Here is a 16822-nt window from a genome sequence, read left to right on the forward strand (position 1 = left end):
CTCTCCAGTAGTCCGATTAGTTCCGGTCCAGGTCGATGTCGATACCCAGCGACCGGATTTCCTTCACCAGCACGTTGAACGACTCAGGCATACCGGCGTCGATCACGTGGTCGCCCTTCACCAGGTTTTCATAGACCTTGGTACGGCCGGTCACGTCGTCCGACTTCACCGTCAGCATTTCCTGCAGCACGTACGATGCGCCATACGCTTCGAGCGCCCACACTTCCATTTCACCGAAGCGCTGACCACCGAACTGCGCCTTACCGCCCAGCGGCTGCTGCGTCACGAGCGAGTACGGACCCGTGGAGCGCGCGTGCATCTTGTCGTCGACCAGGTGGTGCAGCTTCAGGTAGTGCATGTAGCCGACCGTCACCGTACGCTCGAATGCTTCGCCCGTGCGGCCGTCGTAGAGGCGGACCTGGTTCTTCGACTTCGTCATGCCCAGCTGCCCGGCGATCTCGTCCGGGAACGCCAGATCCAGCATCTTCGACATTTCCTCTTCGGTCGCACCGTCGAACACCGGCGTCGCGAACGGCACGCCTTCGCGCAGGTTCTTCGCGAGTTCGATGATCTCGTCGTCCGAGAAGCTGTCCAGCTCTTCCGCACGGCCCGACTCGTTGTAGATCTTCGTCAGGAACACACGCAGTTCTTCGACCTTCGTCTGACGCTGCAGCATTTCGCCGATACGCCAGCCCAGACCCTTCGCCGCCCAGCCCAGGTGCACTTCCAGCACCTGACCCACGTTCATCCGCGACGGCACGCCGAGCGGGTTCAGCACGACGTCGGCCGGACGGCCGTCGGCCATGTACGGCATGTCTTCGACCGGAACGATCTTCGACACCACGCCCTTGTTACCGTGACGGCCGGCCATCTTGTCGCCAGGCTGCAGACGGCGCTTCACCGCGAGGTACACCTTGACCATCTTCAGCACGCCCGGCGGCAGTTCGTCGCCTTGCGTGAGCTTCTTGCGCTTCTCTTCGAACGCGAGGTCGAACTGGTGACGCTTCTGTTCGATCGAGTCCTTGATGGCTTCGAGCTGCGCCGCTGCGTCTTCGTCCGCGAGGCGGATGTCGAACCAGTGGTAGTGGTCGAGGTCTTCCAGGTACGCCTGGTCGATCTTCGTGCCCTTCGCGAGCTTCTTCGGACCACCGTTCGCAACCTTGCCCACGAGCATGCGTGCGAGACGCTGGAACGCGTCGCCTTCCACGATACGCAGCTGGTCGTTCAGGTCGAGGCGATAGCGCTTCAGCTCGTCGTCGATAATCTGCTGGGCGCGCTTGTCGCGCTGGATGCCTTCACGCGTGAACACCTGCACGTCGATCACCGTGCCGCTCATGCCCGACGGCACGCGCAGCGAGGTGTCCTTCACGTCCGATGCCTTCTCGCCGAAGATCGCGCGCAGCAGCTTTTCTTCCGGCGTGAGCTGCGTTTCGCCCTTCGGCGTCACCTTGCCCACCAGCACGTCGCCCGCTTCGACTTCCGCGCCGATGTACACGATGCCCGACTCGTCGAGACGGCTCAGCTGCACTTCCGCGAGATTCGAAATGTCGCGCGTGATTTCTTCCGGTCCGAGCTTCGTGTCGCGAGCAACAACGTTCAACTCTTCGATGTGGATCGACGTGTAACGGTCGTCGGCCACCACCTTTTCGGAGATCAGGATCGAGTCTTCGAAGTTGTAGCCGTTCCACGGCATGAACGCGACCAGCATGTTCTGGCCGAGCGCGAGCTCGCCCAGGTCCGTGGAGGCGCCGTCGGCCAGCACGTCGCCGCGCGAGACGATGTCGCCCACCTTCACGATGGGACGCTGGTTGATGTTCGTGTTCTGGTTCGAACGCGTGTACTTGATGAGGTTGTAGATGTCGACACCCACCTCACCGGCCACGGCTTCGTCGTCGTTCACGCGAATCACGATACGGCCCGCGTCGACGTAATCGACCACGCCACCGCGGAACGCCTGAACCGTCGTGCCCGAGTCGACCGCCACCGTGCGCTCGATGCCCGTACCCACCACGGCCTTCTCAGGACGCAGACACGGCACAGCCTGACGCTGCATGTTCGAACCCATCAACGCGCGGTTCGCGTCGTCGTGCTCGAGGAACGGAATCAGCGAAGCCGCCACCGACACGATCTGCGACGGCGCCACGTCCATGTACTGGATGCGATCCGGCGTGACCATCAGCGTTTCGCCGGCTTCACGCGACGACACCAGTTCGTCGGTGAGCGTGCCGTCGTCGGCCACTGCCGCGTTCGCCTGCGCGATCACGTAACGGCCTTCTTCGATCGCCGACAGGTAATCGATCTGGTCCGTGACCTTACCGTCTTCGACCTTGCGGTACGGCGTTTCGAGGAAGCCGTACTCGTTCAGGTGCGCGTACAGCGCGAGCGAGTTGATCAGGCCGATGTTCGGACCTTCCGGCGTTTCGATCGGGCACACGCGGCCATAGTGGGTCGGGTGCACGTCACGCACTTCGAAGCCTGCGCGCTCACGCGTCAGACCGCCCGGGCCCAGTGCGGAAACACGACGCTTGTGCGTGATTTCCGACAGCGGGTTGGTCTGGTCCATGAACTGCGACAGCTGCGACGAACCGAAGAACTCGCGAATGGCCGACGAAATCGGCTTCGAGTTGATCAGGTCGTGCGGCATCAGGTTTTCGCTTTCGGCCTGACCCAGGCGTTCCTTCACCGCGCGCTCGACGCGCACGAGACCGGCACGGAACTGGTTCTCCGCCAGTTCGCCAACGCAACGCACGCGACGATTGCCGAGGTGGTCGATATCGTCCACTTCGCCCTTGCCGTTACGCAGCTCGACGAGGATCTTGATGGTCGCGAGGATGTCGTCGTCCTGCAGCGTCATCGGGCCCGTGATTTCATCGCGGCCCACGCGGCGGTTGAACTTCATACGGCCGACCTTCGAGAGGTCGTACGCGTCTTCGCTGTAGAAGAGACGGTTGAACAGTGCCTCGACCGCTTCTTCGGTGGGCGGCTCGCCCGGACGCATCATGCGGTAGATCGCGATGCGTGCGGCCATGCGGTCGGCGGTTTCGTCGACACGCAGCGTCGACGAGATGTACGGGCCCTGGTCCAGATCGTTCGTATAGAGCGTCTGGAAGTCCTTGATGCCCGCTTCGCGCAGCTTCTCGAGCACGCTTTCCGTGACTTCGTCGTTCGCGTTGGCGATCACTTCGCCCGTTTCGCTGTCGACGATGTTCTTGGCCAGCACGCGGCCGAGCAGATAGTCCTCGGGCACCGAGATGAACTTCGTCTTGGCGTTGTCGAGGTCGCGAATGTGCTTCGCGTTGATGCGCTTGTCCTTCTGGACGATCACATTGCCATCACGGTCCGTGATGTCGAAACGCGCGACTTCACCCCGCAGACGCTCGGGCACGAACTCCATCTGCGCGCCTTCCGGCATCAGCGTGAAGTTGTCGAACACGAAGAAGTTCGCGAGGATCTGTTCCGGCGTGAGGCCAATGGCCTTCAGCAGGATCGTGACCGGCATCTTGCGGCGACGGTCCACGCGGAAGTACAGCACGTCCTTCGGATCGAATTCGAAGTCGAGCCACGAGCCGCGGTAAGGAATGATGCGCGCGGAGAACAGCAGCTTGCCGGAGCTGTGCGTCTTGCCCTTGTCGTGTTCGAAGAACACACCAGGCGAGCGGTGCAGCTGCGACACGATCACACGTTCCGTGCCGTTGATCACGAACGAGCCGGTCGGCGTCATGAGCGGAATTTCGCCCATGTACACTTCCTGCTCCTTCACTTCCTTGACGACCGGCTTGCTCGGAGACTCCTTGTCGAGCAATACCAGACGCACCTTCGCGCGCAGCGCGGAGCAATACGTCAGGCCGCGCTGCTGGCATTCCTTGATGTTGAATGCGGGTGGCGAAAGCGCGTAGCTGACGAACTCGAGGCGAGCAAACCCGTTGTGCGAAACAATGGGGAACACGGACGAGAACGCCGCTTGCAGGCCTTCAGGCTTGCGCTGCGGCGTGGGCACATCTGCTTGCAGAAATGTGCTGAATGATTCAAGCTGGGTGGCCAGCAGGAAAGGAACCTGGTGAACGATGGGGCGCTTCGCGAAACTCTTGCGAATACGCTTCTTCTCGGTGAAGGAATATTGCATACGATCTCCGAATCACGGCGGGGTTGCCGGGGGCAGGATTGCCCGACAGGTACGACCCGAGTGTTCACCGACTGAGACCCGATGGCCGTCCGATGGCTTGAACGAGCCTTAGAAGCTTGGTGGTTGGCCGCTACCAACCGCTGGCTGACGGCAGCGGATGCCAGTGTTGCCCGCTGCCCGACCAAACTTGCCTTCTGCAGTCGCTTCAGAAGACAAAGAGAAGCGCCGTTCAATCGTGACCCGAAGGTCTGGAAAGGCGATTTTCTTTGGCTTCTGGGGCCCGAAGGTCCGCACCCGGCAGGTGCAAAAACACGGTCCCCACAAAGCACAAAAAGGCCGGCGGTGTGAAAACCGCCAGCCTTCGCACAGCGCGCCGGAACTTACTTGATTTCAGCCTTCGCGCCTGCGTCTTCCAGCTTCTTCTTCGCTTCGTCAGCAGCAGCCTTGGGCACCGCTTCCTTAACGGGCTTCGGTGCACCGTCGACTAGGTCCTTCGCTTCCTTCAGGCCCAGGCCCGTCAGTTCGCGAACAGCCTTAATCACGGCAACCTTGTTGCCGCCGGTTTCGGTCAGCACGACCGTGAATTCGGTCTGCTCTTCAGCGGCTGCAGCTGCACCGCCGCCACCGGCCGGGCCTGCCACTGCCACTGCAGCAGCCGACACGCCAAACTTCTCTTCGAACGCCTTGACCAGCTCGTTCAGTTCCAGAACCGACATCGCGCCAACGGCTTCGAGGATGTCTTCTTTTGCGATTGCCATTTGAAATACTCCTAGATTGAATTCGGATACAGCCAGCGATCCTGTCCGCAGATCTCGCCAGACTGAAGTTCGTTACGCAGCTTCGCCCTGCTTCTTCTCCGCCAGCGCAGCCAATGCGCGCGCGAAGCCAGAAACCGGAGCCTGCATGACAAACAACAGCTTCGAGAGCAGTTCCTCGCGACTCGGGATGTTGGCAAGCGCTTGCACGCCAGCCTTGTCCATCACCTTGCCTTCATAGGCACCGGCCTTGATGATCAGCTTGTCATTGCCCTTGCTGAAGTCGTTGACGACCTTCGCAGCGGCAATGGCATCTTCCGAGATGCCGTAGATCAGGGGGCCAGTCATCTGCTCTGCCAGCGGAGCAAACGGGGTACCTTCAACTGCACGACGTGCCAACGTATTCTTCAGCACGCGCAGGTACACCTGCTGCTCGCGCGCTTTCGCGCGCAGCTTGGTCAGATCGCCAACCGCAATCCCACGATACTCAGCAAGAACCATCGTCTGGGCTTTCGCAACTTGCGCGGAAACCTCAGCTACGACGGCTTGCTTGTCTTCCTTGTTGAGTGGCACGGTTAGCCTCCAGATTCGATACACGCGGCACGAGCCTTGTGCATCGGGTTCAACAACGGCGTCCGACCAGTCCGGAGTATTTCAGCCGGTTCCCGCCCGCATTGCTGCGCACGACAACCTGCTTCAGCACTTCAAAACCTTTTCGGGTTCGCCATCTGCGTTGGTTTGCATTAAGGAGACGTCCAACTACTACGCTCCACCAACGGTCTTTGACAACCGGCCGCGTGATGCACCCTGCCATCCCGCGACCGCCCAAAGCCCTTAAACGCTCCGCCCTGTCCGGCAGCGAAGCGACAAAACGATTACTGCGCGGCGAGCGTTGCCTGATCGACGTGCACGCCCACACCCATCGTGCTCGACACGGCGATCTTGCGCAGGTACACGCCCTTGCTCGTTGCCGGCTTTGCCTTGTTCAGCGCGTCGACGAGTGCATCGAGGTTGCTGCGCAGCGCTGCGGGTTCGAACGAGGCACGACCGATGGTCGCGTGGATGATGCCGGCCTTGTCGACACGGAATTGCACCTGACCGGCCTTCGCGTTCTTGACTGCGGTAGCCACGTCCGGCGTCACGGTGCCAACCTTGGGGTTCGGCATCAGGCCGCGCGGGCCGAGAATCTGGCCCAGCGTACCGACCACACGCATCGTGTCCGGCGAGGCGATCACGACGTCGAAGTTCAGATTGCCAGCCTTGATCTGCTCGGCGAGATCTTCCATCCCGACGATTTCCGCACCTGCGGCGCGAGCCTGCTCGGCCTTGTCGCCTTGCGCGAACACGGCCACGCGAACCGACTTGCCGGTACCAGCGGGCAGCACGACGGAGCCACGAACGACCTGGTCCGACTTCTTCGCATCGATGCCGAGTTGCACGGCCACGTCGATCGATTCGTCGAACTTCGCCGTTGCGCATTCCTTCACGAGCGCGAGCGCGTCGTTGATCGGATACAGCTTCTGACGGTCGACCTTGTTCGCGTATGCCTGCAGACGCTTAGAAAGCTTGGCCATTTACACGCCCTCCACGGTGATGCCCATCGAGCGGGCGCTGCCAGCGATCGTGCGAACCGCTGCGTCCATATCAGCTGCCGTAAGATCCGGCATCTTCGTCTTGGCGATCTCTTCGGCCTGAGCGCGCGTGATCGAGCCGACCTTGTCGGTGTGCGGCTTGCTCGAACCCTTGTCGATCTTCGCGGCCTTCTTGATCAGAACCGTTGCCGGCGGCGTCTTCAGAACAAACGTGAAGCTCTTGTCGGCGAAAGCGGTGATGACCACCGGAACGGGCAGGCCCGGTTCCATGGCTTGAGTCTGCGCGTTGAACGCCTTGCAGAACTCCATGATGTTCAGACCGCGCTGACCCAGCGCCGGACCGACGGGGGGCGACGGATTGGCTTTACCCGCAGGAATCTGCAGCTTGATAAAGCCGATAATTTTCTTTGCCATTTGAAAACCTCAGTGGAACGCGTGAGCGTTCGGTGAGTAGTAACGCGCGTTCGCCGATGAACTGACTACTGACGCTCCTCAACGGCCATTACGCGGACCGTAAGCGCGAAAGGCGGATCGCGCCTTACCGGCGCGATCCGCGAAATCTGGATCAAAGCTTCTCGACCTGGCCGAACTCGAGTTCAACCGGCGTTGCGCGACCAAAAATAGTGACAGAAACGCGGACGCGCGACTTTTCGTAATTGACTTCTTCGACGCTACCGTTGAAGTCCGTAAACGGACCATCCTTCACCCGGACCATCTCGCCAACTTCGAACAGGGTCTTCGGACGCGGCTTCTCCACGCCTTCCTGCATCTGCGACATGATCTTTTCGACTTCGCGCGGCGAGATCGGACTGGGTCGGTTACGCGCACCGCCCACAAATCCCGTCACCTTGGCGGTGTTCTTCACGAGATGCCACGTCTCGTCGGTCATTTCCATCTCGACGAGCACGTAGCCCGGGAAGAAACGGCGCTCGGTCACAGACTTGTGACCGCCCTTCACTTCAACCACTTCTTCGGTCGGAACGAGAATCTGACCGAACTTGTCTTGCATGCCGGCGCGCTCAATGCGCTCCTGAAGCGCACGTTGCACGCTCTTCTCCATGCCGGAGTAGGCGTGCACGACGTACCAACGTTTTCCGCTCGGGGATGCCGGAGTATCGCTCATATCATTTCCAACCCAGAATCACCGAGAAAATCACCCATTCGATGGACTTATCGCTGATCCAGAGGAGCACGGCCATGACCAGCACGAAGCCGAAAACCACCAAGGTGGTCTGCGTGGCTTCCTTGCGGGTAGGCCAGACAACCTTGCGAACTTCCCGGTACGAGTCCTTGGCGAACGCGATAAAGCCTTTACCGGGCGCCGAGAGCAAACCGACCAGCACACCCGCGACCACGCCAACGGCCAGCGCGGCACCGCGGACGTACCATTCCTGGCTACCGAGCCAGAAAAAGCCTACGAACCCGGCCACCACCAACAATACGCCCGCGACGAGCAGAAGCTTGTCACCGGAAGTATTTACAGTTTCGACGGAGGAAGGATTCGCCATAACACCTTAACGAACATCGCGACGAGCGCGAGAATTTGGCAGGGGCAGAGGGAATCGAACCCCCAACCTTCGGTTTTGGAGACCGACGCTCTGCCAGTTGAGCTATACCCCTAAACCATTTGGGGTTGACGATGTCGCCAACCCCGAAACAACCGATCAACGAGAACTAGCTGGCTTACTCGATGATCTTGGCGACGACACCGGCGCCGACGGTACGGCCACCTTCACGGATGGCGAAGCGCAGGCCTTCTTCCATCGCGATCGGTGCAATCAGCTTCACCGTGATCGACACGTTGTCGCCCGGCATCACCATTTCCTTGTCCTTCGGCAGCTCGATCGAGCCCGTCACGTCCGTCGTACGGAAGTAGAACTGTGGACGGTAGTTGTTGAAGAACGGCGTGTGACGGCCGCCTTCGTCCTTGCTCAGCACGTACACCTCAGCCGTGAAGTGCGTGTGCGGCGTGATCGAACCCGGCTTGGCCAGCACCTGGCCACGCTCCACTTCCTCACGCTTCGTGCCGCGCAGCAGGATACCGACGTTGTCGCCCGCCTGGCCCTGGTCCAGCAGCTTGCGGAACATTTCCACGCCCGTGCAGGTCGTCTTCACCGTCGGCTTGATACCGACAATCTCGATTTCCTCGCCAACCTTGACCACGCCACGCTCGACGCGACCCGTCACCACCGTACCGCGGCCCGAGATCGAGAACACGTCTTCCACCGGCATCAGGAACGCGCCATCCACCGCGCGCTCCGGCGTCGGGATGTACGTGTCCAGCGCGTCGGCCAGGTTCATGATCGCCACTTCACCCAGCTCGCCCTTGTCGCCTTCCAGCGCCAGCTTGGCCGAACCCTTGATGATCGGCGTGTCGTCGCCCGGGAAGTCGTACTTCGACAGCAGCTCGCGCACTTCCATTTCCACCAGCTCGAGCAGCTCGGCGTCGTCCACCATGTCGCACTTGTTCAGGAACACGATGATGTACGGCACGCCCACCTGGCGCGCCAGCAGGATGTGCTCGCGCGTCTGCGGCATCGGACCGTCCGCGGCCGAGCACACCAGGATCGCGCCGTCCATCTGCGCTGCACCCGTGATCATGTTCTTCACGTAGTCCGCGTGACCCGGGCAGTCAACGTGTGCGTAGTGGCGGTTGGCCGTTTCGTACTCGATGTGCGCCGTGTTGATCGTGATGCCGCGGGCCTTTTCTTCCGGCGCCGCGTCGATCTCGTCGTACTTCTTCGCCTCACCGCCGAACTTCGCCGACAGAACCGTCGCAATCGCCGCCGTCAGCGTGGTCTTGCCGTGGTCAACGTGACCGATCGTGCCCACGTTCACGTGCGGCTTGGTCCGCTCAAATTTACCCTTAGCCATTTTCGACTCCTAAGAGGATTTTTCCGTACGTTGCGCTGGGCGCAAACTATCACTGACACTCGCTGGTGCCCATGGGCAGGATCGAACTGCCGACCTCTCCCTTACCAAGGGAGTGCTCTACCACTGAGCCACATGGGCGATACTTTTTGTGCGCTGGAGCGGGTGAAGGGAATCGAACCCTCGTCGTAAGCTTGGAAGGCTTCTGCTCTACCATTGAGCTACACCCGCAAGGGCCTTCGATTTCCTGCCGCGACCTCAGCTTAGCAATTCTGGTGGAGGAGGTTGGATTCGAACCAACGTAGGCGTAAGCCAACAGATTTACAGTCTGCCCCCTTTAGCCACTCGGGCACCCCTCCGCAGAGAACGGATGATTATGGGGGAGTAACCGATTGATGTCAAGCATCAACTACGGGAATCCCCCCCAAGGCGTTCTCACTTATAAGCACGCGCCCAAAGCAGAAGACCCCGCCATATGGGTGGCGGGGTCTTTGCGGGGTAAGGAGCCTGACGATTACCTACTTTCACACGGGCAATCCGCACTATCATCGGCGTGGAGTCGTTTCACGGTCCTGTTCGGGATGGGAAGGGGTGGGACCGACTCGCTATGGTCATCAGGCATGACGGGTTGCTGCGTCGCGTGGGCGGGGCCGGTATGAGGCCCGGCTGCGGCGCAGCCAATCGGGAAGCAGCGTATGTAACTGTGGGGTTGTGACTGGGCACAACGCGCAACTGTAGCGGTGTGCTGAAACACACCGGTTATAGGATCAAGCCTTACGGGCAATTAGTACCGGTTAGCTTAACGCATTACTGCGCTTCCACACCCGGCCTATCAACGTCCTGGTCTTGAACGACCCTTCAAGGGGCTCGAAGCCCCGGGGAAGTCTCATCTTGAGGCGAGTTTCCCGCTTAGATGCTTTCAGCGGTTATCTCTTCCGAACATAGCTACCCGGCGATGCCACTGGCGTGACAACCGGTACACCAGAGGTTCGTCCACTCCGGTCCTCTCGTACTAGGAGCAGGCCCCCTCAAACTTCCAGCGCCCACGGCAGATAGGGACCAAACTGTCTCACGACGTTTTAAACCCAGCTCACGTACCTCTTTAAATGGCGAACAGCCATACCCTTGGGACCGGCTACAGCCCCAGGATGAGATGAGCCGACATCGAGGTGCCAAACACCGCCGTCGATATGAACTCTTGGGCGGTATCAGCCTGTTATCCCCAGAGTACCTTTTATCCGTTGAGCGATGGCCCTTCCATACAGAACCACCGGATCACTATGACCTGCTTTCGCACCTGCTCGACTTGTCGGTCTCGCAGTCAAGCACGCTTATGCCATTGCACTATCAGCACGATTTCCGACCGTACCTAGCGTACCTTCGTACTCCTCCGTTACGCTTTGGGAGGAGACCGCCCCAGTCAAACTGCCTGCCATGCACTGTCCCCGATCCGGATTCACGGACCTGGGTTAGAACCTCAAACAAGCCAGGGTGGTATTTCAAGGTTGGCTCCACGCAGACTGGCGTCCACGCTTCACAGCCTCCCACCTATCCTACACAGACCGGTTCAAAGTCCAATGCAAAGCTGCAGTAAAGGTTCATGGGGTCTTTCCGTCTAGCCGCGGGTAGATTGCATCATCACAAACACTTCAACTTCGCTGAGTCTCGGGAGGAGACAGTGTGGCCATCGTTACGCCATTCGTGCAGGTCGGAACTTACCCGACAAGGAATTTCGCTACCTTAGGACCGTTATAGTTACGGCCGCCGTTTACCGGGACTTCAATCAAGAGCTTGCACCCCATCATTTAATCTTCCGGCACCGGGCAGGCGTCACACCCTATACGTCCACTTTCGTGTTTGCAGAGTGCTGTGTTTTTATTAAACAGTCGCAGCCACCAGTTTATTGCAACCCCTTCACCCTTCCGGCGCAGGCCGGTCAAGCTACCAGGGCGTACCTTATCCCGAAGTTACGGTACCAGTTTGCCGAGTTCCTTCTCCCGAGTTCTCTCAAGCGCCTTAGAATACTCATCTCGCCCACCTGTGTCGGTTTGCGGTACGGTCAACGTGAAACTGAAGCTTAGAGGCTTTTCCTGGAACCCCTTCCAGTTGCTTCGCTTCCGAAGAAGCTCGCGCCACACCCTTGAATTGCGTGCCCGGATTTGCCAGGGCACCTTCTCCAATGCAGCGACCGGGACTTCCAACACCCGGACAACCTTCCGCGATCCGTCCCCCCATCGCATTTCACGCCGGTGCAGGAATCTTGACCTGCTTCCCATCAGCTACGCATTTCTGCCTCGCCTTAGGGGCCGACTCACCCTACGCCGATGAACGTTGCGTAGGAAACCTTGGGCTTACGGCGAGGGGGCCTTTCACCCCCTTTATCGCTACTCATGTCAGCATTCGCACTTCCGATACCTCCAGCACACCTTCCGGTGCACCTTCGCAGGCTTACGGAACGCTCTCCTACCATGCGAGCAAGCTCGCATCCGCAGCTTCGGTACATGGCTTAGCCCCGTTACATCTTCCGCGCAGGACGACTCGATCAGTGAGCTATTACGCTTTCTTTAAAGGGTGGCTGCTTCTAAGCCAACCTCCTGACTGTTTTAGCCTTCCCACTTCGTTTCCCACTTAGCCATGTTTGGGGACCTTAGCTGGCGGTCTGGGTTGTTTCCCTCTTGACACCGGACGTTAGCACCCGATGTCTGTCTCCCGTGATTGCACTCTTCGGTATTCGGAGTTTGCTATGGCGAGGTAATCCGCAATGGACCCCTCAACCATGACAGTGCTCTACCCCCGAAGGTGATACACGAGGCACTACCTAAATAGTTTTCGGAGAGAACCAGCTATTTCCAGGTTTGTTTAGCCTTTCACCCCTATCCACAGCTCATCCCCTGACTTTTCAACGTCAGTGGGTTCGGCCCTCCAGTACGTGTTACCGCACCTTCAGCCTGGCCATGGATAGATCACCTGGTTTCGGGTCTACACCCAGCGACTGGACGCCCTGTTCGGACTCGCTTTCGCTACGCCTGCCCTATACGGTTAAGCTCGCCACTGAATGTAAGTCGCTGACCCATTATACAAAAGGTACGCCGTCACCCCTTTCGAGGCTCCGACTGTTTGTATGCATGCGGTTTCAGGATCTGTTTCACTCCCCTCCCGGGGTTCTTTTCGCCTTTCCCTCACGGTACTGGTTCACTATCGGTCGATCACGAGTATTTAGCCTTGGAGGATGGTCCCCCCATCTTCAGACAGGATTTCACGTGTCCCGCCCTACTTGTCGTACACCCAGTTCTTCCAACCTGTTTTCGCCTACGGGGCTATCACCCGCTATGGCCGCACTTTCCAGAGCGTTTGGCTAACAGTTCAGATAAAGAGTACAGGCTGCTCCCATTTCGCTCGCCACTACTCTGGGAATCTCGGTTGATTTCTTTTCCTGCGGCTACTTAGATGTTTCAGTTCGCCGCGTTCGCTTCACATGGCCTATGTATTCAGCCACGGATACTCCAGAAGGAGTGGGTTTCCCCATTCGGACATCTCCGGATCAAAGCTTGTTTGCCAGCTCCCCGGAGCTTTTCGCAGGCTACCGCGTCCTTCATCGCCTGTGATCGCCAAGGCATCCACCACATGCACTTGTTCGCTTGACCCTATAACGGGTGTGTCTCTTCCCACACAGGGAACAGACCTCGACCGCTACAGGTTGAGTTTTAGCGTTGTGCCGTATTCCAATGCCATCCTTCGATGGCCCTGAGATACTTTCGATACAATCACAACCCTGACTGACCTACTCACGCCCATCTCACAAGGCGCTTTCGCATCAGTCAAATTACTGCTGCTTCCTGATTGTTAAAGAACGACAGCGACATCAACCTCATGCCGTCTGGCTGGCAGTCGCCAGGGCGCAGTACCCGTGTCTCACCGACACTGCGCGCTGGGGACTGGTGGAGGCAGACGGGATCGAACCGACGACCCCCTGCTTGCAAAGCAGGTGCTCTCCCAGCTGAGCTATGCCCCCCTCACCGACTCCTGCAGGGGACTGCCCGTCACAGACAAAGTTGGTGGGTCTGGTTGGATTCGAACCAACGACCCCCGCCTTATCAAGACGGTGCTCTAACCGACTGAGCTACAGACCCCTGAGTCTGTCATTCATACAGCCGACAAGTGTGAGCGCTCTGACTTTGGACGCGCTGCTCTGGAAAGGAGGTGATCCAGCCGCACCTTCCGATACGGCTACCTTGTTACGACTTCACCCCAGTCATGAATCCTGCCGTGGTGACCGTCCTCCTTGCGGTTAGACTAGCCACTTCTGGCAAAACCCACTCCCATGGTGTGACGGGCGGTGTGTACAAGACCCGGGAACGTATTCACCGCGGCATGCTGATCCGCGATTACTAGCGATTCCAGCTTCATGCAGTCGAGTTGCAGACTGCAATCCGGACTACGATCGGTTTTCTGGGATTGGCTCCACCTCGCGGCTTCGCAACCCTCTGTTCCGACCATTGTATGACGTGTGAAGCCCTACCCATAAGGGCCATGAGGACTTGACGTCATCCCCACCTTCCTCCGGTTTGTCACCGGCAGTCTCCCCGGAGTGCTCTTGCGTAGCAACTGGGGACAAGGGTTGCGCTCGTTGCGGGACTTAACCCAACATCTCACGACACGAGCTGACGACAGCCATGCAGCACCTGTGTTACGGCTCCCTTTCGGGCACCCCCACCTCTCGGCAGGGTTCCGTACATGTCAAGGGTAGGTAAGGTTTTTCGCGTTGCATCGAATTAATCCACATCATCCACCGCTTGTGCGGGTCCCCGTCAATTCCTTTGAGTTTTAATCTTGCGACCGTACTCCCCAGGCGGTCAACTTCACGCGTTAGCTACGTTACTAAGGAAATGAATCCCCAACAACCAGTTGACATCGTTTAGGGCGTGGACTACCAGGGTATCTAATCCTGTTTGCTCCCCACGCTTTCGTGCATGAGCGTCAGTATTGGCCCAGGGGGCTGCCTTCGCCATCGGTGTTCCTCCACATCTCTACGCATTTCACTGCTACACGTGGAATTCCACCCCCCTCTGCCATACTCCAGCGCTGCAGTCACCAATGCAGTTCCCAGGTTAAGCCCGGGGATTTCACATCGGTCTTACAGCACCGCCTGCGCACGCTTTACGCCCAGTAATTCCGATTAACGCTCGCACCCTACGTATTACCGCGGCTGCTGGCACGTAGTTAGCCGGTGCTTATTCTTCCGGTACCGTCATCCACCAGGGGTATTGGCCCCGATGATTTCTTTCCGGACAAAAGTGCTTTACAACCCGAAGGCCTTCTTCACACACGCGGCATTGCTGGATCAGGGTTGCCCCCATTGTCCAAAATTCCCCACTGCTGCCTCCCGTAGGAGTCTGGGCCGTGTCTCAGTCCCAGTGTGGCTGGTCGTCCTCTCAGACCAGCTACGGATCGTCGGCTTGGTAGGCCTTTACCCCACCAACTACCTAATCCGCCATCGGCCGCCCCTTGAGCGCGAGGCCCGAAGGTCCCCCGCTTTCCTCCTCAGAGCGTATGCGGTATTAATCCGGCTTTCGCCGGGCTATCCCCCACTCCAGGATACGTTCCGATGTATTACTCACCCGTTCGCCACTCGCCGCCAGGCCGAAGCCCGCGCTGCCGTCCGACTTGCATGTGTAAGGCATGCCGCCAGCGTTCAATCTGAGCCAGGATCAAACTCTTCAGTTCAAACCTGTTACTGTCTCTGTCCGTCTCCGGACAGGTCGCTCAACTCGGTACTGACAGGTCGTGAATTGCTTCACTTCCTATTCCTTACCGTGTGAGACTCTTGATACCTTTGCTTGCCCGGCAACATAACGTCACCGGGGCACGCCGCCATCAAGCGCCCACACTTATCGGCTGTAAGTTTTTAAAGATCGTTCGCACCGCCACCAGAGTCACTTCCCTCCAGCACCGCCTGCGTCGCTGCATCAGCAGCAGAGAAACGAGATTATGAAGACTCTTTGCCGCTTCGTCAACAGATAATTTCGCATCCGCTTAAAAATCTGCCGGCTTCGCGCCCCGCCGTTTCCCGCAGCGGCCCGTGTTCGCAACGGGGAGGCGAATAGTAGGCCAACACCGCCCACATGACAAGGGGATGACGGGGATTTTTTTCCAGACCCGCCTCCGCCGCGCTCAGTTCCCCGCCGCTGCGGCCACGACAGCATGCGGCACCGCCTGTGCCATAGCCGCGTAGCCTCGGTCGCCCGGATGGACGTGATCGCCGCTGTCGTACGCGGCCCGAAGCCGATCCGGCTGCGCGGGATCGCGGAGGGCGCCATCGAAATCCACTACGCCGTCGAAAGCGCCGCCGGTCCGGATCCAGTTGTTCACGGCAAGCCGGATCGCCTCCCTCTGGGACGGCAATGAGGCCGGCGTCAACGTCGCACCGTAGACTCGCACGCCGCGGCGGTGAGCCTCGGCGATCAGGCGCTTGTAGCCGTCGATCAGCGCTTGCGCCGTAACCTGGGTATGCGGGTAATCACAATCGAGCCCAGCGTGCGGCGGCATTGCGGCGAAATTGATGTCGTTAATGCCGATCAGCAGAACGACCGCCCTCACACCCGGCTGCGCGAGCGCGTCCCGCTCGAAACGTTTCTCGAGCGCTTCGCCGTAGCAGGGCGAGTCACTGAGCAAGCGGTTGCCGCTGATCCCCAGATTCACCACGCCGATCGACTGCTCCCGCTCGCCGGCGAGCCGCCGCGCCAGTTCATCCGGCCAGCGTTGATTGCGATTGATGGTCGAGCGCATACCATCTGTGATCGAGTCGCCGATCGCAACGATCGTCGTCGCGCCCGGCGCTTCCACCGAGAGCCCGCTCACCCACGCATACTGGGTGAACCGCTGGCGCCAGCCTGCGCCCGAAGCATCCGCGACGTGGTCCCCGGGCGACGAGACGTAATTGATCTGGCTGGCCACCCGGTGCCACGCGACCATCGTCTGCTCTTGCCCCATATAGGAGCTGATCGCGTAAGGCGTTCCCGCTGCGATCTCGATCGACACAGGGTCGCTTTCAACATCCGCCCCCGCGGGCACCGACACCCCCAGCTTGCCGCCGAACGTAATCGAAACGTCTCGCGCAGGGTCGATGCTCGCTCCGCCCATCGACCGCGCAATGCGCAGACCACGAATCACGAGCGCCGTCCGTCCATACTCATTGCTGACGCGAATCCGGACGACGTGCCCACTCACGGTTGGATAGACGATCTGCCGAACCGTACGCCCCGGCACCTCGGGCGCCCGATAGAGCGGCGGCAGCTCGGCCCGCTGGGGGATAGGCTGGAGCGCCGTCGCCCAGGCGGCGACCCAGTGCGCCTCGGTATCGGCAGGAGCGGCAGGAGCGGCGAGAGTGGCAGCAAGCGCCGGCGACGCGAGCGGCAACAGCAGTCCGAGCACACCAGCCAGAGTAAGAATTTTCATGCTGAAGCGATGTGGGGAATCTGGAA

Annotated in this window: 9 protein-coding genes, 6 tRNA genes and 3 rRNA genes; all 18 read right to left on the reverse strand. The window is 59.6% G+C overall.

Annotated elements, in window-relative coordinates; translation table 11 throughout:
- Window positions 1-16 precede the first annotated feature (16 nt).
- The 18 genes from rpoB to PXJ20_RS01150 all read right to left on the reverse strand — a co-directional run bounded on the left by rpoB (window position 17) and on the right by PXJ20_RS01150 (window position 16796).
- The gene (gene rpoB / locus PXJ20_RS01065; RefSeq protein ID WP_421029970.1) at window positions 17-4123 is read right to left on the reverse strand and encodes a DNA-directed RNA polymerase subunit beta; all 4107 of its coding nucleotides are present in this window, start codon (window positions 4121-4123) and stop codon (window positions 17-19) included.
- A 380-nt stretch (window positions 4124-4503) separates the two neighbouring features.
- Window positions 4504-4881, reverse strand: coding sequence for a 50S ribosomal protein L7/L12 (gene rplL / locus PXJ20_RS01070; protein ID WP_017777146.1), 378 nt, complete (start codon window positions 4879-4881; stop codon window positions 4504-4506).
- Between the two features lie 72 nt (window positions 4882-4953).
- Entirely contained in the window at window positions 4954-5451 is a 498-nt protein-coding gene (gene rplJ, locus PXJ20_RS01075; protein WP_114815399.1) for a 50S ribosomal protein L10, read from the reverse strand.
- Window positions 5452-5753: 302 nt separating this feature from the next.
- Complete coding sequence (rplA, locus tag PXJ20_RS01080; RefSeq protein WP_421029971.1) at window positions 5754-6452, reverse strand: 50S ribosomal protein L1; 699 nt, start codon at window positions 6450-6452, stop codon at window positions 5754-5756.
- Window positions 6453-6884, reverse strand: coding sequence for a 50S ribosomal protein L11 (gene rplK, locus PXJ20_RS01085; protein WP_017777143.1), 432 nt, complete (start codon window positions 6882-6884; stop codon window positions 6453-6455). It abuts the gene before it with no gap.
- A gap of 151 nt (window positions 6885-7035) precedes the next feature.
- On the reverse strand, window positions 7036-7593 hold the full coding sequence (gene nusG / locus PXJ20_RS01090; protein ID WP_026121916.1) for a transcription termination/antitermination protein NusG: 558 nt from the start codon (window positions 7591-7593) through the stop codon (window positions 7036-7038).
- Between the two features lies 1 nt (window position 7594).
- Window positions 7595-7978 (reverse strand): preprotein translocase subunit SecE, encoded by a 384-nt coding sequence (secE, locus tag PXJ20_RS01095; RefSeq protein ID WP_421029972.1) that lies wholly within the window; start codon window positions 7976-7978, stop codon window positions 7595-7597.
- A gap of 36 nt (window positions 7979-8014) precedes the next feature.
- Window positions 8015-8090: transfer RNA gene (locus PXJ20_RS01100), tRNA-Trp, on the reverse strand.
- Between the two features lie 63 nt (window positions 8091-8153).
- Window positions 8154-9344 (reverse strand): elongation factor Tu, encoded by a 1191-nt coding sequence (gene tuf / locus PXJ20_RS01105; RefSeq protein ID WP_017777140.1) that lies wholly within the window; start codon window positions 9342-9344, stop codon window positions 8154-8156.
- 63 nt (window positions 9345-9407) lie between these two features.
- Window positions 9408-9482 (reverse strand) — tRNA-Thr (locus PXJ20_RS01110).
- 16 nt (window positions 9483-9498) lie between these two features.
- Window positions 9499-9572 (reverse strand) — tRNA-Gly (locus PXJ20_RS01115).
- A 42-nt stretch (window positions 9573-9614) separates the two neighbouring features.
- A tRNA-Tyr gene (locus tag PXJ20_RS01120) sits at window positions 9615-9700 on the reverse strand.
- 146 nt (window positions 9701-9846) lie between these two features.
- A 5S ribosomal RNA gene (rrf, locus tag PXJ20_RS01125) occupies window positions 9847-9960 on the reverse strand.
- Window positions 9961-10104: 144 nt separating this feature from the next.
- Window positions 10105-12985: ribosomal RNA gene (locus tag PXJ20_RS01130) — 23S ribosomal RNA — on the reverse strand.
- A gap of 292 nt (window positions 12986-13277) precedes the next feature.
- Window positions 13278-13353: transfer RNA gene (locus tag PXJ20_RS01135), tRNA-Ala, on the reverse strand.
- A 41-nt stretch (window positions 13354-13394) separates the two neighbouring features.
- Window positions 13395-13471 (reverse strand) — tRNA-Ile (locus PXJ20_RS01140).
- 63 nt (window positions 13472-13534) lie between these two features.
- Window positions 13535-15065, reverse strand: a 16S ribosomal RNA gene (locus PXJ20_RS01145).
- Together the 16S, 23S and 5S rRNA genes with 5 tRNA genes alongside form the textbook arrangement of a ribosomal RNA operon.
- Window positions 15066-15512: 447 nt before the next feature.
- On the reverse strand, window positions 15513-16796 hold the full coding sequence (locus tag PXJ20_RS01150) for an SGNH/GDSL hydrolase family protein (RefSeq protein ID WP_421029973.1): 1284 nt from the start codon (window positions 16794-16796) through the stop codon (window positions 15513-15515).
- Window positions 16797-16822 lie beyond the last annotated feature (26 nt).

Source organism: Paraburkholderia sp. A1RI_3L, from assembly GCF_048957895.1.
GTDB lineage: Bacteria > Pseudomonadota > Gammaproteobacteria > Burkholderiales > Burkholderiaceae > Paraburkholderia > Paraburkholderia kururiensis.